We start from the raw sequence: 23,002 nt of genomic DNA, 5'->3' as shown, positions 1-23,002 counted from the left end.
CGAATGATCGAAAAGCTTTTTTGCCGCAGTTTTTCCAAATATTTCCCGATGTGGTGGGGCAAAATGCGAAAGCCCGCCGGCGCGGAGGCGACGGCGGGCTTCGCAAAGCTCGGGCGGTTGGAAAGGCTTACGCCGCCACCGTCTCCAGCAGGCCGCACAGGCGGCGGATGCCTTCGCGGATGCGCTCCGGCTTGTTGTTGGAGAAGCTGAGACGCAGCGTGTTCCGCCCCGTCCGGTCGGCGTGGAAGGCCGAACCGGGCACGAAGGCGACGTTGGCCTCCTTGATGGCGCGGACCAGCAGATCGGCCCCGTCGATGGCCTCCGGCACCTCGATCCAGACGAACATGCCGCCTTCCGGCTTCGTCCAGGTCACGCCCTCCGGCGCGAAGTCGTCCAGCGCGGTCAGCAGCGCGTCGCGGCGCTCCTTGTAGTTCCCGCGCAGGCGGCGGATGTGGGAGTCGAAAATCTCCGACACCACGTCGTGCAGGACGATCTGGTTGATGGTGCTGGTGTGCAGGTCGCCGGCCTGCTTCATCAGCACCAGCCGGTTGATGACCTCCGCCGGGCCGTTGATCCAGCCCACGCGGAAGGCCGGCACCATCGTCTTGGAGAAGGAGCCGCAGTAGATCACGTTGGTGATCTTCCCGCCGTTCTTCGCCGCGTCGAGGGCGGCGATGGGCGGCAGCGGCTCCCCGTCGTAGCGCAGCTCGGTGTAGGCGGCGTCCTCGACCACGGGCACGCCGTGCTTGGTGCACAGCTCCAGCAGGGCCTCGCGCCGGGCCAGCGACACGGTGGTGCCGTTGGGGTTCTGGAAGTCGGGGACGAGGTAGAAGAACTTCGGCTTCTTCGCCAGCGCCTCTTCCAGAGCGACGAGGTCCGGACCCTCGGCGTCGCCGGGGATCGAGACGTAGGTCGGCTCGTAGGGGGAGAAGGCCTGGAGCGCGCCGAGGTAGGTCGGGCGCGTCACCGCCACCAGATCGCCCGGCCCGATCAGCAGCTTGCCGACGAACTCCAGCGCCTGCTGCGAACCGCTGGTGACCAGCACCTCGTCCACCCCGGCCTGGATGCCGTGGCGGCCCATGTAGTTGCAAATCCACTCGCGCAGCGGCGTGTAGCCTTCGCTGATGGTGTATTGCAGCGCGCCGCCGGCCGCCCCGTTGTTGGACTGGAAGATCTTCTCATAGGCGCGGGCGATGGCCGCGGTCGGGAAGAAATCGGAGTCGGGGATGCCCCCGGCGAAGGAGATGATCTCCGGCCGGTCGATCAGCTTCAGCAGCTCCCGGATTTCCGAAGCGGTCATGCCGCCCACGCGGCCGGCAAACACATGTCCCCAATCGACGGTCACTTTCATTCCTCCTGAAGATCAGCGGCGCAACGTCGTTTCAATATAGGTCAGCATTGCATGCCTAAGCGATGCGGAATAGAGCGAACTGAGAGTATGGCAGCCATGCGCGGCGGAGAGCGGCGGGCGGGCGACGAGCTGGTGGCGGAACCAGGTGACCTGCCGCTTGGCGTAGCGCCGCGTGGATTGTTGAGCCAGCGCAATGGCTTCGTCGAGGGATAGCTCCCCATGCAGATGCGCGCGCAGTTCCGGCACGCCCAGCGCCTTCATGGCCGGCAGGTCGGGGTCGAGGGCCTGCGCGTCCAAGCGTCGCACCTCCTCCAGCGCCCCCTGCCCCATCATCAGCTCGAACCGGCGGTCGCAGTTGGCGTAGAGCGCCTCGCGCGGCGGGTCGAGCACCAGAACGGTGAAGGACAGCCCGGCCGGCGCGCCCTCGGCGGTCTGCGTCTGCCAATGGGACAGCGGGTGACCCGTCGCCTCCAGCACCTCCCACGCGCGGGTCAGGCGGGTGGTGTCGCCGGGGTTCAGCTTGGCGGAGGCGGGGTCGCGGCGCACCAGCTCCTCCCGGAAGGCCTCGCCGCCCAGCTCCCGCAGGCGGTCGTGGGCGGCCTTGCGGATCTCCTCCGGGATGGCGGGAACGGCGCTCAAGCCTTCCATCAGGCTGCGCAGATAGAGGCCGGTGCCGCCGACGACGACCGGCAGACGCCCCTCCGCATGGGCCAGCGCGATCTCCACCAGCGCCATGTCGCGCCAGCGCGCGGCCGAACCGCGCTTCGACGCGGGCAGCACGCCGTAGAGCCGATGCGGCACGCGCTCCAGATCCTCCGCCCCCGGACGGGCGGTCAGCACGTCGAGGTCGGCGTAGAGCTGCATGCTGTCGGCGTTGATGACGGTGCCGCCGAACGCCTCGGCGATGTCGAGCGCCATGCCCGACTTGCCGGAGGCCGTCGGCCCGCCGATCACCACCACGTTCTTATCCTGAGCCATGTCGCCTTGCCGGGATATGCTTCGGCAACAGCGTATGGCAGGGGACGGTGCCGAAACGCAAGGCACCTAGCGGACGATGATGGTTCCGTGCATGCCGAAGCTGCTGTGCAGAGGTTTCTGACAGATCACATCGAACTGCCCGGTTTCGACGGGAACGAACTCGACCACATAGGTCTCGCCGGGCGGGATCTCCAGATTCACCAGCGCCGGGGTGTCCACGACGGACTGCGGGGTGGTCACACGGCGCACCGCGATGGCCCTGAAAAAGCCCTCGGAGGTGAAGGTATGCGGGCCCACCCCGTCGTTCTGCAAGGCGAGCCGGTAGGGCCTGCCACGGTCGAAGCTCAATTGGTCGGGCCGGAAGGAGAACTCGACGAGGCGCACCGTTACCGGCATCTCCTGCGTCCAGTCCACGGCCGCGACGCGGGACGGAACGTCGCCGACATAGCCGGGCGGGGGAATGGGCGCGAGATTGGTTCCGCTGGTGCAGGCGGCGACGGCGAACACGGCGAGAAGGACACAAATCCGCAGGGGCATGGCCGGACCCTCCCTGGATTCCTGCTGAAACGCCGCAGCCCCGCCCGCTGCTCCCCGGCGCGGAATGTCTACGACGGTTGGCGGAGTGCCCCGGCTGTGGTAGGGAGCGCGCGCGCCTTCGCGCTGGACTTCTTCCAGGATCGCCCCCTTCCAGGATCGCCCCCCTTCCAGGATCACACATGAGCGCCGTTGTTACGCTGATCGCCGCCGCCTCCGCCGTCCTCGACGAGCAGACCGTGCAGGCCGCCCGCTCCTCCCTGACCGCGCTCGGCGCCGACACGGCAAAGCCGGACTGGCTGGCCCCCGGCCGCGCCTGCGACATCGCCACGGCCGGGCTTGCGCCGGAGCAGGCCGAGGCCGCGGTGCGGCAGGCGCTGGCCGGACAGCCGGTGGACGTGATCGCGCAAGGCCCCGCCAACCGGAAGAAGCGGCTGCTGGTCGCCGACATGGAATCCACCATCATCCAGCAGGAGATGCTGGACGAGCTGGGCGACTATGTCGGGCTGAAGGATCACATCGCCGACATCACCGCCCGCGCCATGAACGGCGAGATCGACTTCAAGGGCGCGGTGCGTGAGCGCGTGGCCCTGCTGAAGGGGCTGAAGGAAAGCGTCATCGACGAGGTGTGGCAGCGCGCCACCCTGATGCCGGGGGCCAAGGCGCTGGTCGCCACCATGCGCGCCAACGGCGCCACCTGCGTTCTGGTGTCCGGCGGCTTCCGCTGCTTCACGGAGCGCGTGCGCGGCTGGGTCGGCTTCGACGACGACCGCGGCAACGTGCTGGAGGTCGTGGACGGCATCATGACCGGCGCGGTGGTCGAGCCGATCCTCGACAAGGACAGCAAGCTGGAAGCCCTGCTCGCCTACGCCGGGGAGCGCCATGTCCCGACCGTGGAGACCATGGCCGTCGGCGACGGCGCCAACGATCTGCCGATGCTGCTCGCCGCCGGCCTGGGCGTGGCCTACCACGCCAAGCCGACCGTCGCCGCCCAGGCCCGCGCCCGCGTGGACCACGGCGACCTGACCGCGCTGCTCTACGCCCAGGGCTACCAGGCGGAGGAGATCGTGGAGGGGTAAAAGTAAGCCTGACAGCCTCGTAGGTTGGGTTGAGCGCCAGCGAAACCCAACACAGGTTGTGATGGCGAGCCTGTTGGGTTTCGCTGATGCTCAACCCAACCTACGAAACTTGAAAAAACAAAACGGCACCGGAGGTTTCCCCCGGTGCCGTTTTCGTTTTCAGGCCTGACCGGTCAGCCCTGGCCGAGCGGGATGGCGACGAAGCGCAGGTCGCCCTTGCGGTCGACCAGAAGCAGGATGGACTTCTTGCCCTGCTCCTTCGCCTTCTGGATCTTGCTCGTCACGTCTTCCGGCTTGCGGACCTCTTCCTGGCCGACCTCGATGATGACGTCGCCGGCGCGCATGCCCTTTTCCGAAGCCGTCGAGTTGTTCGACACCTCGGTCACCACCACGCCCTTCAGCTCGGGCTTGATCTCGAACTGCTGGCGCAGTTCCGGGGTGATGTTGGTCAGCTTCAGGCCCAGCGTCTCGGTCGGCTTCTGGGCCGGGGCCTGCTGGGGCTGGCGGCGGTCGTCGGGAACGGCGGCCAGAAGGCCCGATTCCTCGGCGGCCTCAAGCTCGCCCACCTTGACCTGAAGGGTCTGGGCCTTGCCCTTGCGGAACACCTCGACCGGGACGGCCTTGTCGATCGGCGTTTCGGCGACGACGCGCGGCAGGCGGCGCATCTCGCCGATCTCCTTGCCGTCGAACTTGGTCACCACGTCGCCGGCCACGATGCCCGCCTTGGCGGCCGGGCCGTTCGGCGTGACGGAGGCGACCAGCGCGCCCTTGTGGGCCTGGAGGCCGAGGCTCTCCGCGATCTCCGGCGTCACCGCCTGGATGCGCACGCCGAGCCAGCCGCGGCGGGTCTTGCCGAACTCGCGGAGCTGGGCGACGACCTGCTTGGCGAGGTTGGACGGGATGGCGAAGCCGATGCCCACCGAACCGCCCGACGGCGAGAAAATCGCGGTGTTGATGCCGATGACCTCGCCGTTCAGGTTGAACATCGGGCCGCCGGAGTTGCCGCGGTTGATCGAGGCGTCGGTCTGCAGGAAGTCGTCATACGGGCCGGCGCTGATGTCGCGCTGGCGGGCCGAGATGATGCCGGCGGTCACCGAGCCGCCGAGGCCGAACGGGTTGCCGATGGCCAGCACCCAGTCGCCCACCCGCATGGCGTCCGAATCGCCGAAGGGCACGGCGGTCAGCGGGTGGTTGGTCTTGATCTTCAGCAGGGCCACGTCGGTCTTGGTGTCCTTGCCGACCAGCTCCGCCTTGATGTTGGTGTCGTCCTGGAGGATGACGGTGATCTCGTCGGCGTCCTGGATGACGTGGTTGTTGGTGACGACCAGACCGTTCTTGGCGTCGATGATGAAGCCGGAGCCTAGCGATGTCGCCTTGCGCGACTGCTGCTGCTGCGGCTGTTCCTGCTGCTGCCGGTCAAAGAAGTCGCGGAAGAACTCTTCAAAGGGCGAGCCCGGCGGGAACTGCGGCAGCTCGGGGCGCGAGCCCTGCTGGCGCTGCGGAACGGCTTGGCTGGTGGAGATGTTGACCACGGCGGGCAGCAGCTTCTCGGCCAGATCGGCGAAGCTGCCGGGAGCCTGCCGCGCCTGCGCGGCGGCGGGGTTGCCGACGGCGGCGGTCAGCACCCACAGGAGAGCGGCGATCAGGGGAACGACACCCGTCCGCGGGGTCAGACGGTTGCGCCGTTGGCCGGTGTCGGCGACCGCGACGGCGCGCATGGTGTTTTGGTTAGGGTTCAACTCAGCTCTCCCTGCCGGATGTCCGGCCCCTTCTTGTTCCAATTGGAGTGCGTGCCGAGGGCGCTCACCCGGTCCGTGTGGCGCCGGTCCGTGTAGCCGGATGTAAGCCGTGCGCGACATCGCTTCAAGCGAACACGCCGGCCACCCGCGCCCACGCCGGGCCAGCGAGTATACCGGGCCGAGTATGGCCGGAAAATGGCGCAACGGTCCATAGACCGCGCGCGGAATCGGGATTTCGCGCGTCACGCCGCGCGCAGCAGCCAGACGAATCCGACGCCGGCCACCGCCGCGAGCAGCCCGGCCGCCCGCAACTGATTCTCCGGCAGAGCCAGAGCTTCGACGATGACCCGCCGCATGGCGTTGGGAAACAGCGCGTAAAGGGCGCCCTCGATGACGAGCATGAGGGCGAGCGCGGTGAGGAAGTCGGTCATGGAGGCGAATTCGGGTGGGCCATTCATCCCCTCTCCCAGCCCCGCTGGGAGAGGGAGAGACCCGCCGCGTCAGCGGTGGGAGGGTGAGGGCAAGGTCCGCCCGAGAATCCCGCGTTCGCACTATCAGGACTCCTGGGCAAACCTTGCCCTCACCCTCCCGCCGGAGGCGGGTCCCTCCCTCTCCCGCCGGAGGCGGGAGAGGGCTTTAGGGCGCTTGAAGGGGAGCGTTACTGTTGCGCGGCGGTCGCGGGGGCGGCGTTGCCCGGACGTTGCGGCGCGGGGGCGGCGCTGGCCGGGGCCGGGGCCTTCTGGTCGCCGCCGGACAGGTCGCCGAAGTAGCGGAAGAACTCGCCGGTCGGGGACAGCACCATGGTGGTGTCGTCCTTGTTCAGCGACTTCCGGTAGGCCTCCAGCGTCCGGTAGAAGCTGTAGAACTGCGGGTCCTGCGAGGTCGCCTGGGCGATCAGCTTCAGCGCCTGGTTGTCGCCTTCGCCGCGCAGGATCTGCGCGTCGCGCTGGGCCTCGGCCAGGAGGACCGTGCGTTCGCGTTCGGCGCGGGCGCGGATCTGCTGCGACTGCTCCTGGCCCTGGGCGCGGGCCTCCGCCGCCTCGCGTTCACGCTCCGACCGCATGCGGGCGAAGATCGACTGGCTGGTCTCCTCCGGCAGGTCGGCGCGGCGGATGCGGACGTCGACGATCTCGATGCCGAATCGTTTGGCCTCGTCGTTCACCTGCCCGCGGATGTCGTTCATCACGCGCGGACGCTCGTCCGACAGGATGGCGAGCAGCGTGACGCTGCCGAGGACGCGGCGCAGGGCCGAGTTCACGATGGCGTTCAGCCGGGTCTCGGCCACCGCCTCGTTGCCGGCGGTCTGGTAGAACTTCAGCGGGTCCAGGATGCGGTAGCGGGCGAAGGCGTCCACGTCCAGGCGCTTCTGGTCGGCCAGGATGACCTGCTCCACCGGCGGGTCGAGGTCGAGCACGCGCCGGTCGAGGATGCGCACCTCCTGGATGAAGGGGATCTTGGCCTTCAGGCCCGGCTCGCGGATCACGCGCATCGGCTCGCCGAACTGGAGGACCAGCGCCTGCTGCGCCTCGTTCACGGTGAAGAGCGAGGCGGAGGCGATGATGCCGGCCAGAAGGATGGCGATACCGGCGATGAGAAGACTGCGGTTCATGGTCGTCGCCTCCTCAACGGTTCGGCTGCTGGCCGGGCTTGCCGGGAGCCGCCGAAGGCGCCGCCGGGGCCGGCTGGAGCTGGCCGAGCGGCAGGTAGGGCACCACGCCCTGGCCGCCCTGCGCGTTGCCGTCGATGATGACCTTGTGGGCGCCGCGCAGGATCTCCTCCATCGTCTCCAGATACATGCGCTTGGCGGTCACTTCCTTGGCCTGGGAGAAGGCGTCGTAGACCTTGCGGAAGCGCTCCGCGTCGCCCTGGGCCAGATTCACCACCTGCTCGCGGTAGGCCGAGGCCTCCTGGATCAGGCGTTCCGCCTCGCCGCGGGCGCGCGGGATGATGTCGTTGCGGTAGGCTTCCGCCTCGTTGCGGGCGCGCTCGCGGTCGGCGCGGGCGCGCTGCACGTCGTTGAAGGCGTCGATGACGGGTGCGGGCGGGTCGGCCTTCTGCAACTGCACCTGCGTCACCTCGATGCCCGCCTCATAGTCGTTCAGCATGGCCTGGAGGAGCTGGCGCGTGGAGGTCTCGATCTGCTGGCGCGCCTCGGTCAGGGCGGGTTGCAGCTCGGTCCGGCCGATCACCTCGCGCATGGCGCTTTCGGCCGCCTTCTTCACGGTGATCTCGGGCTCGCGGATCTTGAAGAGGTACTGGCCCGCGTCCTTGATGACCCAGAAGACCGTGTAGTCGATGTCGATGATGTTCTCGTCGCCGGTCAGCATCAGCGACTCGTCGGGAACGTCGCGGTCGCCGCGCCGCCCGTCGCCGCCGGAGCGGAAGCCGACCTCGATGCGGTTGACGCGCGTCACCTTGGGCAGCAGCACCGTCTCGATGGGCGCCGGCAGGTGGTAACGCAGGCCCGGCTGCTCGGTGCGGACCCACTGGCCGAAGCGCATGACGACGCCCTGCTCGTCCGCCTCGACCCGGTAGATGCCGCTGGCGAGCCAGATGATGGCGAGCAGGCCGATGACCAGGGCGATGCCCCGGCCACTGCCCACGCCGCCCGGCATGACCTTCTTCAGGCGGTCCTGGCCGCGGCGCAGCAGATCCTCAAGGTCGGGCGGCTGCGGTCCGCCACCGCCTCCACCACCACCCGGCGGACGGCCCCACGGATTCTGGCCGCCACCCGGCGGAGGCCCCCAGGGGCCGCCACCGCCACCCCCTCCCTGATTGGTCCAAGGCATACCGTTCGTTCCCCTTCGCGCTCTCTCGTTATTGGCCGGGCTCGTTCTCGGCTGGGTTCTTTTCCGGTCGGAGGATTGCCGACCAGTTCGGTCCCCTTTACCATTATTGCCCGACGGCCCTATAGTGCCTCTCCCTTCGGAGAGGAAATCCACCGACGGATATCCGCCAATATCGGGAAGGCAGCGGAGTTTTCAACCATGGCGCAGGTCAGCGAAGCTCAAGTCCTTGACGTTCTGAGGACGGTCGTCGATCCGGAACGGGGCAAGGACATCGTCAGCCTCGGAATGCTGTCCGGCCTCGTCGTCCGCGACGGCAACGTCGCCTTTTCGATCGAAGTCGACCCCAAGCGCGGCGCCCAGGCCGAACCGGTGCGCCACGCTGCCGAAAAGGCCGTGGAGGCCCTGCCCGGCGTGCTGTCGGTCACCGCCGTCCTGACGGCGCACCGCGCCGCCGGGCAAGCCCAGCCGCAGCAGGCCCACGGGCATGACCACGGCCATGGGCATGGCGGGCACGGCCACGCCCACGGCCAGCCGGCGGAGCAGAAGCCGCTGGTCCCCGGTGTGAAGGCCATCATCGCCGTCGCCTCCGGCAAGGGCGGCGTGGGCAAGTCCACCACGGCCAGCAACCTGGCGCTCGCCATGGCGGCGAACGGGCTGAAGGTCGGCCTGCTGGACGCCGACATCTACGGCCCCTCCATGCCGCGCATGCTCGGCATCTCCGGCCGCCCGGTCAGCCACGACGGGCGCGTGCTGGAGCCGATGGAGAACTACGGCATCAAGGTGATGTCCATGGGTTTCCTGGTGGCCGAGGACACGCCGATGATCTGGCGCGGCCCAATGGTGATGAGCGCCCTGCAGCAGATGCTGCGCGACGTGAACTGGGGCACGCTGGACGTTCTGGTGGTCGACATGCCGCCGGGCACCGGCGACGCGCAGCTGACCATGGCGCAGCAGGTGCCGCTGGCGGGTGCGGTCATCGTCTCCACCCCGCAGGACATCGCCCTGCTGGACGCCCGCAAGGGGCTGAACATGTTCCGCCGCGTGGACGTGCCCGTCCTCGGCATCATCGAGAACATGAGCTATTTCTGCTGCCCCAACTGCGGCCACCGCACGGACATCTTCAGCCACGGCGGCGCCCGCAAGGAGGCCGAGACCCTGGGCATGGAATTCCTGGGCGAGATCCCGCTGCACATCGAGATCCGCGAGACCTCCGACCAGGGCCAGCCGATCGTGGTGTCGCAGCCCGAATCGGAGCACGCCAAGTCCTACCGCCGCATCGCCCAGCGCGTGTGGGAGAAGATCGCCGGCGACCAGGGTCCTGCCCGCGCCGCGCCGCGGATCGTCGTGTCGTAAGGTTCCGTTGCCCCCTCCCCAACCCTCCCCCGCTTTGCGGTGGAGGGAGCTTCCTTGCCCTCTCCCGCGAAGCGGGGGAGGGAGGGACCCACGAAGTGGGAGGGAGGGGGCACGCGCCCCATATTCCCCTCACGAATGGGAAAGCTGAGGCGGGGCGGATGTCGGATCTTGTGACACTGGTGGTGCTGCTGGCGGCGGTGGTTCTGGCCGTGCCGGTGGCGAAGCGGATGGGGTTCGGCGGGCCGCTCGGCTATCTGGCGGCGGGGCTGGTCATCGGTCCGGGCGGGCTGGGGCTCGTCACCGACGTGGGCGCCATCAGCCACGTCTCCGAGTTCGGCGTCATCATGCTGCTGTTCCTGATCGGGCTGGAGCTTCGCCCCGCCCGCCTCTGGGTCATGCGCAAGGCGGTCCTGGGACTCGGCGGCGCGCAGGTCGCGGCGACGGGCGTGGTGATCGCCGGGGCGGCCTGGATGCTGGGGCTGCCGCCCGCCGCGTCGGTGGTGGTGGGGTTCGGGCTGGCCCTGTCCTCAACCGCCATGGTGCTGCCGATGCTGGCGGAGCGGGAACTGCTGACCACCAACGCCGGTCGCGCCGCTTTTTCCATCCTTCTGTTCCAGGACCTTGCGATCATTCCGGGAGTGGCGCTGCTGCCGTTGCTGGGAAGTGGCGGGGGCGTGCCCGACGCGGGCAGCGCATGGCTGGCGGTGCTGAAGGCCGTCGGCGCCATCGCCATCATCCTGGCCGGCGGGCGCTACCTGCTGCGGCCCGTGTTCCGCGCGGTGGACGCCGCCAAAACGCCGGAGATCTTCACCGCCACCGCCCTGCTGATCGTGCTGGGCACCGCCTCGCTGGCCGCCTGGGCGGGGCTGTCCATGTCACTGGGCGCCTTCATGGCCGGGGTGCTGCTGTCCGACTCCGAATACCGGCACGAGGTGCAGGCCGACATCGCGCCCTTCGAAGGCTTGTTGCTGGGCTTCTTCTTCGTGTCGGTCGGCATGGGGGCTGACATCAAGGCGCTGATGGCGGAGCCGGTGCGCTTCCTGTCGCTGGCGCTGGGGGTGATGGCGCTGAAGGCGGCGGTGCTGTTCGGGCTGGCGCGCCTGTCCGGGATGCGCCCCGGTGGGTCGGGCCGGCTGGCGACGGTGCTGAGCCAGGGCAGCGAGTTCGGCTTCGTGCTGTTCGGGCTGGCCGTCGCGGTCGGGGCCATGACGGCAGAGCAGTCGACCGCCGCGATGCTGGTGGTCACCCTGTCGATGATCGCCACGCCCTTCGTCTTCGCGGCGGAGGAGCGCTGGGTGGCCCCGCGCCTGATCAAGAAGCCGGCGCGGCCCTTCGACACCATCGAGCCGGACGGGGAGCCGCCGGTCATCATCTGCGGCTTCGGGCGGGTCGGGCAGATCGTCGGGCGTGTGCTGCGCCTGCGGGGCATCCCCTTCACGGCGCTGGAGCAGAGCGCTGCCCAGGTCGATTTCGTGCGCCGCTTCGGCAACAAGGTCTATTACGGCGACCCGACGCGCGAAGACCTGCTGCGCGCCGCCGGGGCCGAGCGCGCCAAGGTGCTGGTGGTCGCGCTGGAGGACATGGAGCAGTCCCTGCGGGTGGTGGAGATCGCCGCACGCCACTTCCCCCACCTGGTCATCCACGCCCGTGCCCGCAACCGCCGCCACGCCCACCACCTGATGGACCGCGGCGTCCGCCACTTCGTGCGCGAAACCTTCGATTCGAGCCTGCGCCTGACCGGCGACGTGCTGGAGTCGCTGGGCCTGCCGCCGGACGAGGCCCGCCGCACCGTCGAAACCTTCCGCGAACACGACGAGCGCACGCTGGTCCGCCAGCACGCCGTCCACCACGACGAAAGCCGCCTGATCCAGACCTCCCGCCAGGCCGCCGCCGAGCTGCAATCCCTGTTCGAGGCGGACCGGGGAGAGGAAGCGGAAAACCATGAGGGCCGTAGCCACGAAGGCCGTAGGTTGGGCTGAGGCGCCAGCCGAAACCCAACATCGTCGTGATGCCGGCGATGTTGGGTTGCGCTTCGCTTAACCCAACCTACGGCGTGGCCGTTTCAGCCGATCAGCAGGCTGTCGTCGGTGATGTCCTCGCCGCCGCGCTGCTTGGCGAACAGGGCCAGCAGGTGCGGCACGTCGAGGCCGGCGCGCTGCTCGCCCGACACGTCGAGCACGATCCGGCCCTCGTGCAGCATCACCGTGCGGTCGCCATAATCCAGCGCTTGCCGCATGGAATGGGTGACCATCAGCGTGGTCAGCCGGTTCTCCTCGACGATGCGGCGGGTCAGGCCCAGCACGAACTCCGCCGTGCCGGGGTCGAGCGCCGCCGTGTGCTCGTCCAGCAGCAGGATCTTGGAGCCGGCCAGCGTCGCCATCAGCAGGCTGACCGCCTGCCGCTGGCCGCCGGACAGCAGGCCCATGCGGTCGTGCAGCCGGTTTTCCAGCCCCAGGCCCAACTCCGCGATGCGGTCGCGGAAATGCCGACGGCGGTCGCCGTTCAGGGCGAGGCCGAGGCCGCGCTGGCGCCCGCGCGCGGCGGCCAGCGCCATGTTCTCCTCGATGGTCAGGGCGGTGCAGCTTCCGACCATGGGGTCCTGGAAGACGCGCGCCACCAGGGACGCGCGCTTCGGCGTCGCCCATCGGGTGACGTCGGTGCTGTCGATGGCGATGCGGCCGCGCTCCGCGATCACATCGCCGGCCAGCGCGCCCAGGAAGGTGGACTTGCCCGCCCCGTTGGAGCCGATGACCGTGACGAACTGCCCCTCGGGAATCGTCAGGTCGACGCCGCGCAGCGCGTGCTTCTCCAGCGGCGTGCCGCGGCCGAAGGTGACGTGGATGTCGTTGACGGTGATCATCGCGCCGCTCCCGCCTTCAGCCCCGCCTTGACGCGCAGGCGCGGCAGGATCAGCGCCACCGCGACCAGGACGGCGGTGACGAGGTTGAGGTCCGACGCCTGGAGCCCGATCACGTCCGCCGACAGCGCCAGTTGCACCGCGAGGCGGTAGAGGATGGAGCCGACCACGCAGCCGACCAGCGCCCACAGCATCGCGCGCGCCGGCAGCACCGTCTCGCCCACGATCACGGCGGCGAGGCCGACCACGATGGTGCCGATGCCGGTGGTCACGTCGGCAAAGCCGTTGGTCTGCGCGAACAGCGCTCCCGCCAGCCCACAGAGGCCGTTCGACAGAGCCATGCCGGTGTAGATGTGCCGGTCGGTCTCCACACCCTGCGCGCGGGCCATGCGCGCGTTCACGCCGGTCGCCCGCATGGCGAGGCCGAACTCGCTGCCCAGGAAGCGGGCCAGCAGCAGCACGACGGCCACGACCACCAGCAGCACGACCAGCGGCCGCACCATATGGTCCGGCAGGCCCAGGCCGTAGAAGGGCGTCAGCACCGTGTCCTGCGTCAGCAGCGCCACGTTCGGCCGCCCCATGACGCGCAGGTTCACGGAGAACAGCGCGATCATGGTCAGGATGCTCGCCAGCAGGTGCAGGATCTTGAAGCGCACGTTCAGGGTCGCGGTGACCAGCCCGGCCACCGCTCCCGCCAGCGCGGCGGCGAGGCTGGCCAGCCATGGGTTCACCCCGGCGACGAGCAGCGTGGCGCAGACGGCGGCCCCCAGCGGGAAGCTGCCGTCCACCGTCAGGTCGGGGAAATCGAGCACACGGAACGACAGGTACACGCCGACGGCGACCAGCGCATACACCAGCCCGATCTCGACCGCCCCGAAGAAGGCTATTTCACTCATGGGTGTTTCCGGCACATGGCGGGGTTTTGCCCCCTCCCTACCCCTCCCCCGCTTTGCGGTGGAGGGAACTGCCGCCGCATCGCGAGTCCTACCCTCTCCCGCGAAGCGGGGGAGGGAGGGACCCACGCTGCCAAGCGTGGGAGGGAGGGGGCAACACCCCCGACCGCGCCCTTGTCCTTCCTAAAAAATCACTGCCCGACCACCTTGGTCGCGCGCTTGGTCACCGCCTCGGGGATGGTGACGCCCATCGCGGCGGCGGATTTGGGGTTCACGAACAGGTCGGTGCCCTTCGCGTGGATCGTCGGGATGTCACCGGGCTTCTCGCCCTTCAGGACGCGGGCGACGACCTCGCCGGTCTGGCGGCCCACCTGACGGTAGTCGAAGCCGATGGAGGCCACCGTGCCGCGCGCAACGCTGTCGGTGTCGGCGGAGAAGATCGGCAGCTTCGCCTGCTGGCCAACAGCGATCACGCTTTCCAGCGCGGAGACCACGGTGTTGTCCAGCGGGATATAGACCGCATCCACCTTGCCGACGAGGCTGCGGGCGGCCTGCTGGGCGTCGGCGGACTTGGTGGCAGTCGCCTCGGTCACGGTCAGGCCGGCCTTGCCCGCCTCCTCCTTCAGGGCCTTCACCAGCGCGACGGAGTTGGGCTCACCGGGGTTGTAGAGGACGCCGAGACGCTTGACCGACGGCACGATCTCGCGGATCAGGGCCACATGCTCGCCCACCGGGGCCATGTCCGACACGCCGGTGATGTTGGCGCCGGGCTTGTCCATGTTCTTGACGAGCTGGGCGCCGACCGGGTCGGTCACGGCGGTGAAGACCACGGGGATGTCGCGGGTGGAGGCCGCGACCGCCTGGGCGGAGGGGGTGGAGATCGGCACGATCACGTCCGGCTTCGATCCCGCGAACTGGCGCGCGATCTGCGCGGCGGTTGCGGGGTTGCCCTGGGCGCTCTGATACTCGACCTTAAGGTTCTGGCCCGGCGTGAAGCCGGCCGCCTTCAGCGCGTCCACCACGCCGTCGCGGGTGGCGTCCAGCGCCGGATGCTCGACGATGGCGGTGATGGCGACGGTCTTGGTTTGGGCGTGGGCGACGGACGTCGCGAGGGCAACGGCCGCCGTGGCGGCGAGAAACAGGCGGGTGATCTTCATGACTCCAACCTCCCCGGGAGTGATTGTGCATCCCGTAGACGCCTACAGGCCGGTCCGTCAACTGCCGCAGGAGGAATCCGATGAGCGATGACCCGCGCGAGGCCCGAATCCGCGATCTGGAGGCCGCCATCGCCGACATCGAGGCCGAGGCGCGCGCCGCCGCCCACGCGCTCTGCGCCCACGAGTTGCAGATGCGGCTGGAAAACATCGCCCGCCGCGTCGAGGCCGTGCGCAGGGCGCAATCCTCCCCAGCGTGAACTTGCCTCCGTCCGACCCCATATGACGCGGGACGCACAGTTTGGATGGGGAACGACATGGCGGTGGATTACGGGTCGCGGTCCAAGATCTCGGCGGCCCTGCGCGGGCTGATGGGCGCCTGCCCGGCCTGCGGGCGCGGGCGGCTGCTGAAGAGCTACCTGAAGCCGGTCGACCACTGCGCCCACTGCGGCGAGGAATTCGGCCACTTCCGCGCCGACGACGCCCCACCCTGGATGACCATCCTGATCGTCGGCCACCTCATCATCCCGGCGGTGCTGTCCGTCGAGCAAAAGTACCAACCCGACGCCTGGGTGCATTTCGCCATCTGGCCGGCGCTGACCCTGCTGCTGACGCTTATGCTCCTGCCGCGTTGCAAGGGCGTGGTGCTGGGCCTGCTGTGGAGCACCGGCGCGCCAGGGTCCGAGCGCGCGTGACGCCCTCTCCTACTCGAAGTTCAGCGAGAAGCTCGCCCGCCCCTGCCCGGCCTGGAAACGCTGCCACATCACCCCGTAGGCCGCTTCCAGCGCGCGGGTGAAGCGCGCGCCGTCCAGCGCGGGCGAGGTCGCCAGACGGTTCCGCAAGCCACCGCGCAGGCGCGCCAGTTCCGCCGGGTCGGCGACCAGGGCCGCCGCCTTGGCGACGTAGGCATCCGGCCCGTCCGCCACGAGTTCCGACAGCCCCGCCGAGGCGAGGTGCGTCACGGAGTGGCGCGAGCAGAACCGGTCGCCGCCCAGAGTCACCACCGGCACTCCCATCCACAGCGCCTCCAGCGTGGTCAGCCCGCCCGAATAGGGGAACGGGTCCAGCGCCACGTCCACGCCCGCGTAGCCGGCCAGGAAGGCGCGGTGCGGCGCCCCGCGCAGCAGGTCCACCCGCGCCGGATCGACGCCCGCCCGCTCAAACTGGGCGAGCGCGCGGGCCTGGGTGCCGGCGTCCTCGAAACCCGGCGTGCGCAGCAGAAGGCGCGAGTCGGGAACGGCGGCCAGCACGCGCGCCCACAGCGTTGCGACCTCCGCGTTCAGCTTTGGTAGCGCGTTGAAGGAGCCGAAGGTGGCGTAGCCGCGCGCCGCGAGCGGCAGCGGCGACACCGGCGGCGCGTCCTCGGGCGGCGCCCAGGGGACGTAGGCGTCGGGCATCCGCAAGATGCCCTCGATGCACCAGCCGTCGGCCCCCTCTGGACTCTGGCGGGAATCGGAAATCAGATAATCCATGGCCGGCAAACCGGTGGTGCCGACATAGCCGGCCCAGGTCACCTGCACCGGCGCGGGCCGCCGGGCGAAGACTGACAGCCGGTTGCCGAAGGTGTGCCCGGCCAGATCGACCAGGATGTGAATGCCGTCCGCCCGGATGCGGGCCTCCAGAGCATCGTCGTCCATCCCCGTCGTCCAGACCCATCCGTCGGCGTGCTGCATCAGCCGCTCGGTCTTCCAATCCGGGTTGGCGGTGTTGGCGTAGCAGACGACCTCATGGCCGGTGCGGTCGTGGTTCGCCAGAACCGGGTCCAGGAAAAATCCCACGGGATGCGCGCGGAAGTCCGGGGAGACGTAGCCGATGCGCAGCTTCGGACTTGGAGCCGCCACGGCCGGCGCCGGCCGATCCGGGTGGCGCGCGCCCCACTCGGCGTGCGCCTTGGCAATCGCCGGCATGGTCAGCGACGGCACGAACTGCATCAGATAGAGCCGCGAGGCGTGCAGCGAATCGACGTTGGGCACCTGCGTCAGCACGCCCTCGATCTCCGCCAGCGCCTCCTCCGCCCGCCCCTGCATGGTCAGGACGCGGGACGCCCGGTTGGCGCGGATCTCCGGGCGGCCGGGGGCGAGGGCCAGCGCCGCCTGATAGGCCTCGTCCGCCTCGGTCAGGCGGTTCATCTCCGACAGGGCGTTGCCGAGGTTGTAGGGGTGCACCCAGTTGGCCGGGTCCAGCCGCCCGGCCCGCTGGTACAGCACCACCGCTTCCTCCCGCCGCCCCTGCGCGCGCAGCAGCACACCGAGGTTCGCGACGGCGGCCAGCGTCTTCGGGTTCAGCGCGACAGCGCGGCGGAAGAAGGCCTCCGCGCGGGCCGAATCGCCGGCCCCGCGCACCGCCTCCGTCATGGCGAGCAGCCCGTCCATGGCGTGCTCCAGCGACGGGTCAAGGTTCAGCGCCCCGGCGTAGGCATTCGCCGCCCCGGCCACATCGCCCAGGCTTTCCAGCACGAGCCCGTAGTTGGCCCACCAGACCGGCACGTTGGGATAGGCGGCGATGGCCTGCCCGATCAGCTCCAGCGCCTCTTCGAACCGGCTGGCCTGCGCCGCGAGGAGGCCTTGGCGGTGATGTCCATCGGCCTCGTGCGGCGTCATGGCAATGCTCCGGCTGTGGGTGTCGTTGCTCGGCTGTCGTTATTCGGGGCGGCCCAGCTGGTCCATCAGCTCGCGCCATTCGCGCTTGGACAGGCCGCTGGTCTCCTGCGTGACGGGCTCGCCGGACAGCAGGCGCTTGACCACCTCCAACCCGGTCTTGGAGACGTGCGTTCCGCCCAGCCGGTATTCGCTGAAGGCCTCGAACACCGCCGGGACCCAGCGCTTCACGATGTCCAGCATGGCCTCCGCATAGACGCGGATCTCGTACTGGGCGTGGGTGTCGGCGCGCAGGGACAGGAAATGCAGGAGGTTGTGGAGATCGACCTTCCAGTACCACTGCGTGTAGTAGTTCAGCGTCAGGTTCATGCGCGCCAGCTCGCGCGCCAGCCCCTGGCGCTGCTCGTCGATGGTCGTGCCGTCCTCGCGCTGGTTCAGCATCTCCTCGTAATGGGCGTAGACCGTCTCAGAGTCGTCGCGCAGCAGCTTCATGACCTGCACGGCCTCGTCGCCCTGAAGCACGTCACCGCGCCCCTGGCGGTTGACGACGGCCTGAGCGCCCAGGTTCTCGGGCGCCGGGATGTAGAACTCGCGGTCGAGGATGGAGTAGCGCGCAGAATACTCGTTCACGTTCGCCGTACGGTGGCGGATCCACTGGCGCGCCACGAAGATCGGCAGCTTGACGTGGAACTTGATCTCGCACATCTCGAACGGGGTCGAGTGGCGGTGGCGCATCAGATACTTGATGAGCCCGGCGTCCTCGCTGACCTTCTTGGTGCCCTTGCCGTAGGACACGCGCGCCGCCTGCACGACGGCCGCGTCGTCGCCCATATAGTCGACGACGCGCACGAAGCCGTGGTCCAGGACCTCGATCGGCTCATAGAGGATCTCCTCCAGGGCCGGGACGGTAGCGCGGCGGGTGGTGGCGGTTACGGCGCGCAGGCGGTCGATCTCGGCGCGCTGTTCGGGCGTGATCGGCATGGGTACTCCGGGACGAAAATTCGGGGCGCACTCTACGTCCGGCGGGGGGCTCCGTCACCCACTTTCAGATTCCCGTTCCAACCCCTTTCAATGCCAGGACGAACAGCCTATATTAACGCCGTCGGTCGCACCGACTATGGCGATAAACGCCTTGCGGAATAAGCGTTGTGGACCCGGGGGCGGTACCCGGCGCCTCCACCAAACAAACCACCGGTCTTCTGGGTCGTGGCCCTGGGGAACGGGTTCGTTGGGGGCGAAATAGGATCGACACGCGTGGTAAAGGCATGGTCTTCGCTCGGCATGGTTCCGCCGTTATCGGGCCATTGCAATAGTTGCCAACGACAACGTTGCTCCGGTCGCCGTTGCCGCCTAACAGCGGTAACTGACCGAAACAAATCCCCGATGGTTAGCACCTGAGGGTGGGGCCGTGGGCCGCCTAGCAACAGAAGGCCCACACCTACCTGTTTTGGCGCCAAGGACCAGCCCAAGAATGCCGAGAGAGCAGTTGCGTTATGACCGTATGGTCGAGGCCGCCTTGCGTGGTGTCGTCCGTGACGCGCTCCGCCAAGTGTCCGACCGCGGGCTCCCCGGCAATCACCATTTCTACCTGACCTTCCGCACGGCCTTTCCGGGCGTCGACATCCCGGAATATCTGTCGGCGCAGTATCCCAACGAAATGACCATCGTGATCCAGTACCAGTATTTCGGGCTGGAGGCGCTGGATGATCATTTCGAGGTGACGCTGAGCTTCAACAACGTGCATGAGCGGCTGGTCATTCCCTACGCCGCCATCACCACCTTCGCCGACCCCTCGGTGAACTTCGCGCTGCAGTTCCAGCCCGTGGCGCCGGCCGAATCGGCCGAAGTCGCCACCATGCCGACCCGCGAGGCGCCGGAACGCAAGCCGCTGGACAGCGCCAAGGACCCGGCGAAGCCCGCCATCGCCAAGCTCGCCAAGTCCGAGCCGAACGGCTCTGGCGAGGAGCCCAAGCGCGGCGAAGTCGTGGCGCTCGACGCCTTCCGCAAGAAGTAATCGCCCCCATGGCCGCGGCCCCGCCCAGCGACTTCGTGCAGTTCGTCTGCGAGTCGCTGGTGCGGTTGGGCGACCTGACGGTGCGCCGCATGTTCGGCGGCTATGGCCTGTACTGCGACGGGCTGTTCTTCGCCATCGTCGCGGACGACGTTCTCTATTTCAAAGTCGATGACGGCAACCGCGCCGACTATGAGGCGCTGGGCCTGCGCCCCTTCAAGCCGTCCGACGACAAGCCCGTGACCCTGTCCTATTACCCGCCGCCCGAATCGACCATGGACGATCCGGACGAGTTGCTGTCCTGGGCCCGCCCGGCCATCGCAGCCGCCGCACGGGCAGCCGCCGCGAAGAAGCCGGCGCGCAAGCGGGAAAAAGCCTGAGCTTTCCCCAGCGTCAGATGTTCTCCGCCATATGCGTGGTGGCGTTGGACGCCTGCATGACGTCGCTGCGCTGGCGAATCTGGCGCGCGAAGCGGACCGGGCTCGGCAGGTGGCTCAGCAGGCGGCTGGCGCGGCCCATGGCGGACATGGCGCGCCCCATGTTCATCACGTCGTGCAGGCGCCGGTCAATGAAGGCCCATGTCTCCACATGCCCTTCCGACCGGTCGTCGAGCCAGTAGAAGGTCGCGGAACTGAGCACAGCGGCCAGCGTGGCGCGCTTGGTGTAGTGGTTGAAGTCGGTGGCCGTGTCGCCCGCCGCGAACCACATGGCGTCCACCGTGTGGTACAGCATGCGCAGGCCCAGCCCGAAATTCTGCGGCATGGCGAGATAGGCGATCAGGCGGCGCTTGGCCTCCAGATGCGGCTCCAGCACTTCGAAATGGGTGCGGACGGCCAGCGCGATCTTGTCGCGCACCTTCATGTCGTCCAGCGGATGCTGGTCCATCTCCGCCAGCATGCGGCGGTCGGTCCAGACGCCGAAATGCTCGACCAGCTCCGGGATCCCGCCGGGAAAGGCGCGGTGCATGGTGGCCGTGTCGTAGCCGGCCATCTGCGCGCCGTCGCGCAGGGCCTGGCTGCTCCAGCCGTCGAAGACGACGTTGGGCAGCGTGGCCAGCAGGATGTCGTCCCGCACCGTGTCCATGTTCAGGGCAGCATCCATGGTCAGTCCCTCCCCTTCTCACCCGTGTCGCCGTCAAGCTCGTCGTCAGGCTCGTCGTCGCCGGCCAGAGCCTCCGCGACGTGGTGCGCCTCCTCGTTGAACGCGAGATAGCGCAGATCGGTCATGCGGTCGATGTAAAGTATGCCGTCGAGGTGATCGTTTTCGTGCTGGATGACCCGGGCGTGGAAACCGGCGGCTTCCCGCTCGATGGGCTCACCGTCCATACCGACTCCGCGGTACCGGATGCGGGCGTGGCGCGGCACGATGCCCCGCATGCCGGGAACCGACAGGCACCCTTCCCAGCCCAGCGCCATCTCCTCGCCGACGGGTTCGATCACCGGGTTGATCAGCACCGTCGGCTCCACCGATTCGCCGCCGGAGCGATCGGCCGGGACGCGGAACACGATGATTCGGCGCGACTCGTGCACCTGCGGGGCTGCCAGCCCGACGCCGGGCGCGTCGAACATGGTGTCGATCATGTCAGCGGCGAGCCGCCGGATCTCCGGGTCGGTCGGGTCGGACACCGGGGCCGCGACCTTGCGCAGGACCGGATGCCCCATGCGGGCGATCTTCAACAGGGCCATGCCCCATTATCTGGGAGGTTCGGCCCCTCCGGCAACCGTTTCGCCCCACCGTCGCGCCTCTTTGACTCATCACACCTCAAGACTCCGCTTCACAGGAGGCCCGGACCGTGGTACACCATAGCTCACACAAGGGGTGCGCCCGGAAGCGCATGCCTGTTTGTTGCTTGAATGCAACATGGCTCACTTGAAAGGGTGACGGTTAACGTGCAAGTTTTGGTCCGAGACAACAACGTCGATCAGGCCCTCCGCGCGCTGAAGAAGAAGATGCAGCGCGAGGGCATTTTCCGCGAAATGAAGCTGCGCCGGAACTACGAGAAGCCCTCGGAGAAGCGCGCCCGCGAGAAGGCTGAGGCGGTGCGCCGCACCCGCAAGCTCCTCCGTAAGCGCATGGAGCGCGAGGGCTACTAGTCGCCGGGCGCGTTTCGCGCCGGACGATCAGGCGCGCTTCGGCGCGCCGGGCACACGAGCACGCATCGCGTGCTTGTCCCTCTTGTGTCTTGTACCTGCCGCCCCGCGCCCGCGCGTGGGCGGTTTTGGTATATCGGCTTCCGCTTCCTCCTTTTCCGTGGGGTTGACCGATGAGCGCTTCCAAAGACATCGCGCGCACGTCGGTGCCTGCGCTGCGCACCCGCAAGGGCGGCGATCCGATCGTTTGCCTGACCGCCTACACCGCGCCGATGGCCCGGCTGCTGGACCCGCATGTGGACTTGCTGCTGGTCGGCGATTCGCTGGGCATGGTGGTCTACGGCTTCGACAGCACCCTGCCGGTCACGCTGGACATGATGATCGCCCACGGCGCCGCCGTGGTGCGCGGCTCCAGCCGGGCCTGCGTGGTGGTGGACCTGCCCTTCGGCAGCTATCAGGAAAGCCCGCAGGCGGCCTTCCGCAATGCCGCCCGCGTGATGGCGGAGACCGGCGCCCAAGCGGTGAAGCTCGAAGGCGGTGCGGAGATGGCCGAGACGGTCGCCTTCCTGACCAGCCGCGGCGTGCCCGTCATGGGCCACGTCGGCCTGCTGCCGCAGTCGGTCAACGCGCTCGGCGGCTACAAGGCCGTGGGCCGCGACCCGGCCTCGGCGGAGCGCATCCTCGCCGACGCCAGGGCGATTGCCGAGGCCGGCGCCTTCACCATCGTGATCGAAGGCACGGTCGAGTCGCTCGCCCGCCAGATCACCGGGGAGATCGCCGTTCCCACCATCGGGATCGGCGCCTCCCCCGCCTGCGACGGGCAGGTGCTGGTCTCCGACGACCTGCTCGGCCTGTTCAGCGACTTCCAGCCCAAATTCGTGAAGCGCTACGCCCAGTTGGGTGCCGCCGTGGGCGACGCGGCGGCGGCCTATGCGGCCGAGGTGAAGGCCCGGCAGTTTCCGGGGCCGGAGCATTGCTTCGGGGTGAAGAAGGGCTGACGCCCTCGCGAGAGAGCCCCCTCTCGCGCTCTCCAGCCAGGGCCGAACGGCCCTGGACCCGGTTAGGGGTGATCAGGCCCCGTCCACCACGATCATGTTGAAGTCGGCGGCGTCTTTGCGGACCTCGCGCGCCTTGCGGTATTCGGGGCTGTCGTAGAAGGCCTTCGCCGTGGCGTGGTCCGGGAATTCCAGGATGACCACGCGGTTGGGCTGCCAGTTGCCCTCCAGAACCTCCGTCTGGCCGCCGCGGGCCAGGAAGCGGCCGCCGTGCTTGGCGATCGCGGCGGGGGTCAGCTTCTTGTACTCCTCGTAGGCGGCGGGGTCGGTCACCTTCGCGTCGACGACGATGTAGGCGGGCACGTCATTCTCCCTTCTCATTGGAGCAAAAAAGAACCCCTGGGGCGCAGAATGCCCCAGGGGTTCGCGTCACGCCAGAGCTGTTGGAGCCCGGCTTATTCCCCAGCTTACTCCATGGACTTCACGACTTCCTCGGTGACCTTCTTGGCGTCGCCGAAGAGCATCATGGTGTTGGGGCGGAAGAACAGCTCGTTCTCCACACCGGCATAGCCGGAGGCCATG

At 68.7% G+C, this 23,002-nt stretch carries 25 protein-coding genes and 1 other RNA gene; 10 read left to right on the top strand and 16 right to left on the bottom strand.

Annotated elements, in window-relative coordinates:
- Window positions 1-127: 127 nt before the first annotated feature.
- The 3 genes from ACSVC7_RS04250 to ACSVC7_RS04240 form a co-directional block, all read right to left on the bottom strand.
- A complete protein-coding gene (locus ACSVC7_RS04250) occupies window positions 128-1,351 on the bottom strand; it encodes an aminotransferase-like domain-containing protein (RefSeq protein ID WP_448203181.1) in 1,224 nt (407 codons plus the stop codon).
- Window positions 1,352-1,363: 12 nt separating this feature from the next.
- A complete protein-coding gene (miaA, locus tag ACSVC7_RS04245; protein ID WP_448203180.1) occupies window positions 1,364-2,329 on the bottom strand; it encodes a tRNA (adenosine(37)-N6)-dimethylallyltransferase MiaA in 966 nt (321 codons plus the stop codon).
- A gap of 66 nt (window positions 2,330-2,395) precedes the next feature.
- Window positions 2,396-2,866, bottom strand: coding sequence for a cupredoxin domain-containing protein (locus ACSVC7_RS04240; RefSeq protein WP_448203179.1), 471 nt, complete (start codon window positions 2,864-2,866; stop codon window positions 2,396-2,398).
- A 179-nt stretch (window positions 2,867-3,045) separates the two neighbouring features.
- Between ACSVC7_RS04240 and serB the strand changes: the two genes are divergently transcribed.
- Entirely contained in the window at window positions 3,046-3,942 is an 897-nt protein-coding gene (gene serB / locus ACSVC7_RS04235) for a phosphoserine phosphatase SerB (RefSeq protein ID WP_448203178.1), read from the top strand.
- Between the two features lie 173 nt (window positions 3,943-4,115).
- On the opposite strand, the gene ACSVC7_RS04230 is transcribed toward serB, so the two are convergent.
- The 4 genes from ACSVC7_RS04230 to hflK form a co-directional block, all read right to left on the bottom strand.
- Window positions 4,116-5,660, bottom strand: a complete 1,545-nt coding sequence (locus ACSVC7_RS04230) for a DegQ family serine endoprotease (protein ID WP_448208739.1) — start codon at window positions 5,658-5,660, stop codon at window positions 4,116-4,118.
- A gap of 263 nt (window positions 5,661-5,923) precedes the next feature.
- Complete coding sequence (locus ACSVC7_RS04225) at window positions 5,924-6,139, bottom strand: DUF2065 domain-containing protein (RefSeq protein WP_483508006.1); 216 nt, start codon at window positions 6,137-6,139, stop codon at window positions 5,924-5,926.
- A gap of 200 nt (window positions 6,140-6,339) precedes the next feature.
- A complete protein-coding gene (gene hflC / locus ACSVC7_RS04220; RefSeq protein WP_448208493.1) occupies window positions 6,340-7,290 on the bottom strand; it encodes a protease modulator HflC in 951 nt (316 codons plus the stop codon).
- A gap of 13 nt (window positions 7,291-7,303) precedes the next feature.
- A complete protein-coding gene (hflK, locus tag ACSVC7_RS04215) occupies window positions 7,304-8,470 on the bottom strand; it encodes an FtsH protease activity modulator HflK (protein WP_448208494.1) in 1,167 nt (388 codons plus the stop codon).
- 198 nt (window positions 8,471-8,668) lie between these two features.
- Between hflK and apbC the strand changes: the two genes are divergently transcribed.
- Both apbC and ACSVC7_RS04205 read left to right on the top strand, forming a co-directional pair.
- Complete coding sequence (gene apbC / locus ACSVC7_RS04210) at window positions 8,669-9,823, top strand: iron-sulfur cluster carrier protein ApbC (RefSeq protein WP_448208495.1); 1,155 nt, start codon at window positions 8,669-8,671, stop codon at window positions 9,821-9,823.
- 158 nt (window positions 9,824-9,981) lie between these two features.
- Window positions 9,982-11,802: a monovalent cation:proton antiporter-2 (CPA2) family protein gene (locus tag ACSVC7_RS04205; RefSeq protein ID WP_448208496.1), complete on the top strand. Its 1,821-nt coding sequence runs from the start codon at window positions 9,982-9,984 to the stop codon at window positions 11,800-11,802.
- 83 nt (window positions 11,803-11,885) lie between these two features.
- On the opposite strand, the gene ACSVC7_RS04200 is transcribed toward ACSVC7_RS04205, so the two are convergent.
- The 3 genes from ACSVC7_RS04200 to ACSVC7_RS04190 all read right to left on the bottom strand — a co-directional run bounded on the left by ACSVC7_RS04200 (window position 11,886) and on the right by ACSVC7_RS04190 (window position 14,730).
- A complete protein-coding gene (locus ACSVC7_RS04200) occupies window positions 11,886-12,683 on the bottom strand; it encodes an ABC transporter ATP-binding protein (RefSeq protein ID WP_448208497.1) in 798 nt (265 codons plus the stop codon).
- Window positions 12,680-13,576 carry an ABC transporter permease gene (locus ACSVC7_RS04195; protein WP_448208498.1) on the bottom strand — a complete coding sequence of 299 codons (897 nt, stop codon included), beginning with the start codon at window positions 13,574-13,576 and terminating at the stop codon, window positions 12,680-12,682. Before ACSVC7_RS04195 ends, ACSVC7_RS04200 begins: the two co-directional genes overlap by 4 nt.
- Before the next feature lie 188 nt (window positions 13,577-13,764).
- Window positions 13,765-14,730: an ABC transporter substrate-binding protein gene (locus tag ACSVC7_RS04190; RefSeq protein ID WP_448208499.1), complete on the bottom strand. Its 966-nt coding sequence runs from the start codon at window positions 14,728-14,730 to the stop codon at window positions 13,765-13,767.
- 80 nt (window positions 14,731-14,810) lie between these two features.
- Here ACSVC7_RS04190 and ACSVC7_RS04185 point away from each other — a divergent pair, with 80 nt between their 5' ends.
- Together ACSVC7_RS04185 and ACSVC7_RS04180 are read left to right on the top strand one after the other, a co-directional pair.
- Complete coding sequence (locus ACSVC7_RS04185) at window positions 14,811-14,987, top strand: hypothetical protein (protein WP_448208500.1); 177 nt, start codon at window positions 14,811-14,813, stop codon at window positions 14,985-14,987.
- Between the two features lie 45 nt (window positions 14,988-15,032).
- Window positions 15,033-15,422, top strand: coding sequence for a DUF983 domain-containing protein (locus ACSVC7_RS04180; protein WP_448208501.1), 390 nt, complete (start codon window positions 15,033-15,035; stop codon window positions 15,420-15,422).
- Window positions 15,423-15,431: 9 nt separating this feature from the next.
- Here the strand turns inward: ACSVC7_RS04180 and ACSVC7_RS04175 are convergent, their stop codons facing one another.
- Window positions 15,432-17,327: an O-linked N-acetylglucosamine transferase, SPINDLY family protein gene (locus tag ACSVC7_RS04175; protein WP_483508002.1), complete on the bottom strand. Its 1,896-nt coding sequence runs from the start codon at window positions 17,325-17,327 to the stop codon at window positions 15,432-15,434.
- A gap of 39 nt (window positions 17,328-17,366) precedes the next feature.
- Complete coding sequence (gene thyX / locus ACSVC7_RS04170) at window positions 17,367-18,305, bottom strand: FAD-dependent thymidylate synthase (RefSeq protein ID WP_448208503.1); 939 nt, start codon at window positions 18,303-18,305, stop codon at window positions 17,367-17,369.
- An 81-nt stretch (window positions 18,306-18,386) separates the two neighbouring features.
- Here thyX and ssrA point away from each other — a divergent pair.
- The 3 genes from ssrA (at window position 18,387) to ACSVC7_RS04155 (ending at window position 19,715) form a co-directional block, all read left to right on the top strand.
- Window positions 18,387-18,763, top strand: a transfer-messenger RNA (tmRNA) gene (gene ssrA / locus ACSVC7_RS04165).
- Between the two features lie 47 nt (window positions 18,764-18,810).
- On the top strand, window positions 18,811-19,338 hold the full coding sequence (locus ACSVC7_RS04160; RefSeq protein WP_448208504.1) for an SspB family protein: 528 nt from the start codon (window positions 18,811-18,813) through the stop codon (window positions 19,336-19,338).
- A gap of 8 nt (window positions 19,339-19,346) precedes the next feature.
- Entirely contained in the window at window positions 19,347-19,715 is a 369-nt protein-coding gene (locus tag ACSVC7_RS04155) for a TfoX/Sxy family protein (protein ID WP_448208505.1), read from the top strand.
- Between the two features lie 13 nt (window positions 19,716-19,728).
- On the opposite strand, the gene ACSVC7_RS04150 is transcribed toward ACSVC7_RS04155, so the two are convergent.
- On the bottom strand, window positions 19,729-20,436 hold the full coding sequence (locus ACSVC7_RS04150) for a COQ9 family protein (protein ID WP_448208506.1): 708 nt from the start codon (window positions 20,434-20,436) through the stop codon (window positions 19,729-19,731).
- Window positions 20,437-20,438: 2 nt separating this feature from the next.
- Window positions 20,439-21,020: a peptide deformylase gene (gene def, locus ACSVC7_RS04145; RefSeq protein ID WP_448208507.1), complete on the bottom strand. Its 582-nt coding sequence runs from the start codon at window positions 21,018-21,020 to the stop codon at window positions 20,439-20,441.
- Between the two features lie 204 nt (window positions 21,021-21,224).
- On the opposite strand from def, the gene rpsU reads away from it, so the two are divergent.
- The gene (gene rpsU, locus ACSVC7_RS04140) at window positions 21,225-21,428 is read left to right on the top strand and encodes a 30S ribosomal protein S21 (RefSeq protein ID WP_012974546.1); all 204 of its coding nucleotides are present in this window, start codon (window positions 21,225-21,227) and stop codon (window positions 21,426-21,428) included.
- Window positions 21,429-21,598: 170 nt separating this feature from the next.
- Window positions 21,599-22,423 carry a 3-methyl-2-oxobutanoate hydroxymethyltransferase gene (panB, locus tag ACSVC7_RS04135; protein ID WP_448208508.1) on the top strand — a complete coding sequence of 275 codons (825 nt, stop codon included), beginning with the start codon at window positions 21,599-21,601 and terminating at the stop codon, window positions 22,421-22,423.
- 72 nt (window positions 22,424-22,495) lie between these two features.
- Here panB and ACSVC7_RS04130 read toward each other — a convergent pair whose 3' ends face one another.
- Both ACSVC7_RS04130 and ACSVC7_RS04125 read right to left on the bottom strand, forming a co-directional pair.
- Complete coding sequence (locus ACSVC7_RS04130; protein WP_448208509.1) at window positions 22,496-22,783, bottom strand: DUF1330 domain-containing protein; 288 nt, start codon at window positions 22,781-22,783, stop codon at window positions 22,496-22,498.
- Window positions 22,784-22,887: 104 nt separating this feature from the next.
- Window positions 22,888-23,002 (bottom strand): NAD(P)(+) transhydrogenase (Re/Si-specific) subunit beta (locus tag ACSVC7_RS04125; RefSeq protein ID WP_483508074.1); only part of this gene is annotated, 115 nt, incomplete at its 5' end.

This window comes from Azospirillum mesophilum (assembly GCF_053470405.2).
The sequence above is the reverse complement of the archived record's forward strand: the minus strand, read 5'-3'. Positions and strand labels throughout refer to the sequence as shown.

Excerpts from the sequence above, each read along its gene's own strand:
- ACSVC7_RS04230 (WP_448208739.1), bottom strand. The coding sequence starts at position 5,660 with ATGCGCGCCGTCGCGGTCGCCGACACCGGCCAACGGCGCAACCGTCTG.
- hflC (WP_448208493.1), bottom strand. The coding sequence starts at position 7,290 with ATGAACCGCAGTCTTCTCATCGCCGGTATCGCCATCCTTCTGGCCGGC.
- serB (WP_448203178.1), top strand. The coding sequence starts at position 3,046 with ATGAGCGCCGTTGTTACGCTGATCGCCGCCGCCTCCGCCGTCCTCGAC.
- miaA (WP_448203180.1), bottom strand. The coding sequence starts at position 2,329 with ATGGCTCAGGATAAGAACGTGGTGGTGATCGGCGGGCCGACGGCCTCC.
- ACSVC7_RS04250 (WP_448203181.1), bottom strand. The coding sequence starts at position 1,351 with ATGAAAGTGACCGTCGATTGGGGACATGTGTTTGCCGGCCGCGTGGGC.
- apbC (WP_448208495.1), top strand. The coding sequence starts at position 8,669 with ATGGCGCAGGTCAGCGAAGCTCAAGTCCTTGACGTTCTGAGGACGGTC.
- ACSVC7_RS04175 (WP_483508002.1), bottom strand. The coding sequence starts at position 17,327 with ATGACGCCGCACGAGGCCGATGGACATCACCGCCAAGGCCTCCTCGCG.
- ACSVC7_RS04190 (WP_448208499.1), bottom strand. The coding sequence starts at position 14,730 with ATGAAGATCACCCGCCTGTTTCTCGCCGCCACGGCGGCCGTTGCCCTC.
- ACSVC7_RS04185 (WP_448208500.1), top strand. The coding sequence starts at position 14,811 with ATGAGCGATGACCCGCGCGAGGCCCGAATCCGCGATCTGGAGGCCGCC.
- ACSVC7_RS04240 (WP_448203179.1), bottom strand. The coding sequence starts at position 2,866 with ATGCCCCTGCGGATTTGTGTCCTTCTCGCCGTGTTCGCCGTCGCCGCC.
- panB (WP_448208508.1), top strand. The coding sequence starts at position 21,599 with ATGAGCGCTTCCAAAGACATCGCGCGCACGTCGGTGCCTGCGCTGCGC.
- def (WP_448208507.1), bottom strand. The coding sequence starts at position 21,020 with ATGGCCCTGTTGAAGATCGCCCGCATGGGGCATCCGGTCCTGCGCAAG.
- ACSVC7_RS04155 (WP_448208505.1), top strand. The coding sequence starts at position 19,347 with ATGGCCGCGGCCCCGCCCAGCGACTTCGTGCAGTTCGTCTGCGAGTCG.
- ACSVC7_RS04205 (WP_448208496.1), top strand. The coding sequence starts at position 9,982 with ATGTCGGATCTTGTGACACTGGTGGTGCTGCTGGCGGCGGTGGTTCTG.
- thyX (WP_448208503.1), bottom strand. The coding sequence starts at position 18,305 with ATGCCGATCACGCCCGAACAGCGCGCCGAGATCGACCGCCTGCGCGCC.
- ACSVC7_RS04195 (WP_448208498.1), bottom strand. The coding sequence starts at position 13,576 with ATGAGTGAAATAGCCTTCTTCGGGGCGGTCGAGATCGGGCTGGTGTAT.
- ACSVC7_RS04150 (WP_448208506.1), bottom strand. The coding sequence starts at position 20,436 with ATGGATGCTGCCCTGAACATGGACACGGTGCGGGACGACATCCTGCTG.
- ACSVC7_RS04180 (WP_448208501.1), top strand. The coding sequence starts at position 15,033 with ATGGGGAACGACATGGCGGTGGATTACGGGTCGCGGTCCAAGATCTCG.
- ACSVC7_RS04225 (WP_483508006.1), bottom strand. The coding sequence starts at position 6,139 with ATGAATGGCCCACCCGAATTCGCCTCCATGACCGACTTCCTCACCGCG.
- hflK (WP_448208494.1), bottom strand. The coding sequence starts at position 8,470 with ATGCCTTGGACCAATCAGGGAGGGGGTGGCGGTGGCGGCCCCTGGGGG.
- ACSVC7_RS04200 (WP_448208497.1), bottom strand. The coding sequence starts at position 12,683 with ATGATCACCGTCAACGACATCCACGTCACCTTCGGCCGCGGCACGCCG.